The organism is Bradyrhizobium sp., from assembly GCF_030654605.1.
Classification (GTDB): Bacteria; Pseudomonadota; Alphaproteobacteria; order Rhizobiales; family Xanthobacteraceae; genus Bradyrhizobium.
On sequence record NZ_JAURXB010000024.1, the window covers coordinates 1 to 1,516 of the forward strand.

The window sequence follows — 1,516 nt, forward strand, 5'->3', positions numbered from 1 at the left end:
GTGGCCGACATCAATCCCGAAGCGGTGGCTTCCTGCAGAAATACCGTGCGTGTGAACGGTCTTGACGATCGGGTTGCTGTCTACCAATCCGATAATCTGAAGAATATACCCCGCTCCGAGAAATGGGATGTGGTGGTCAGCAATCCTCCGCATTTCATCGATCAGTATATCGGCGACTTGCGCGCGCACGATCCGGATTGGCGAATTCACCGGGAGTTTTTTGCAACGATCGGCGAATTTCTGACCCCCGGCGGCGTTGTCGTATTGCAGGAAAACAACCGCGGTTCGACCGTCGAAACCTTTCGTCAAATGATCGAGCAGTCCGGGCTCGAGATCGTCTTCACCGATGGCGACTTCCCCACGCTGACCAGGGAGAGTTCGTTCTTCTACATCGGCATTGTTCGCCGGGGCGACAACCCACCGCAATGGACCATCCCAAAGGTCGAGCGCACATATGACGCGGCTCAGAATGCCACGGTATGGCGGCGATCGGGAAATGCGGCGTAACCCGCGCGCAGCAACCCGAGACGTGACCGCCGAGCGCACTCGCCTCTAGCTGGAGCCGCGCTCGTCGGAAATGACCTTGCCGTCGTTGGGAAGCGATCCCGGCCCGACCAGTTCGACATGGCCGCCGAGCTTGGCCACTGCGCGCAGCGTCGCGGCGATCTCGTTTTGAAGCTCGCCGCCGGGCGACGCGCATTCGCATTTGAGCGTCATCACGTCGGCCTCGTCCTCGCGGGTCACGACGAGCCGCAACCGGCCGAGTTCCGGATGACGCTTGCCGATCTCGGCGATCTGCTCGGGCCGCACGAACATGCCCTTGACCTTGGTGGTCTGGTCGGCGCGACCCATCCAGCCCTTGATCCGCATATTGCTCCGGCCACACGGGCTCGGGGCTGACAGCGCCGCGGTGAGGTCGCCGATCGCCAGGCGAATCCAGGGGTGATGGGGATCGAGCGAGGTCACGACGATTTCGCCGACGTCGCCCGGCGCGACCGGATCGCCGGTGCCGGGCCGCACGATTTCCATGATCAGGTCCTCGTTGACCACCATGCCCTCGTGCGATGAGGTCTCAAACGCGATCAGGCCGAGATCGGCGGTGCCGAAGGCCTGGTAGGCGTCGACGCCCCGCGATTTGATGTCCTGCTGCAGCGACGCCGGGAATGCCGCCCCCGACACCAGCGCGCGCTTGATCGAGGAGACGTCGCGCCCGGCGGCTGCCGCGGCGTCGAGCAGGATTTTGAGGAAATCCGGGGTGCCGCTGTAGCCGACCGGCCGATAGGCCTCGATCAGCTCGAATTGCGCCTCGGTATTGCAGGGACCGGCCTGAATCACCGCGCAGCCGAGCGCGCGCGCCGAGTCAACGAAAATGAAACCGCCCGGCGTCAAATGATAGCTGAAGGTGTTCAGCACCACGTCGCCCGGCCGCAAGCCCGCTGCAAACAGCGCCCGGGCGCCGCGCCAGGGGTCGGCGTGGGTGGCCTCCGGCTCGAAAATCGGGCCGGGCGATGTAAAC

2 protein-coding genes are annotated in these 1,516 nt (G+C 64.1%); one reads left to right on the forward strand and one right to left on the reverse strand.

What is annotated here, in order from left to right; translation table 11 throughout:
• Window positions 1-507: methyltransferase (locus tag Q7U29_RS02340; RefSeq protein ID WP_304737905.1), on the forward strand; the 507-nt coding region annotated here is incomplete at its 5' end.
• A 45-nt stretch (window positions 508-552) separates the two neighbouring features.
• On the opposite strand, the gene Q7U29_RS02345 is transcribed toward Q7U29_RS02340, so the two are convergent.
• On the reverse strand, window positions 553-1,516 hold a 964-nt coding region (locus Q7U29_RS02345), incomplete at its 5' end, for a phenylacetate--CoA ligase family protein (protein ID WP_304737908.1).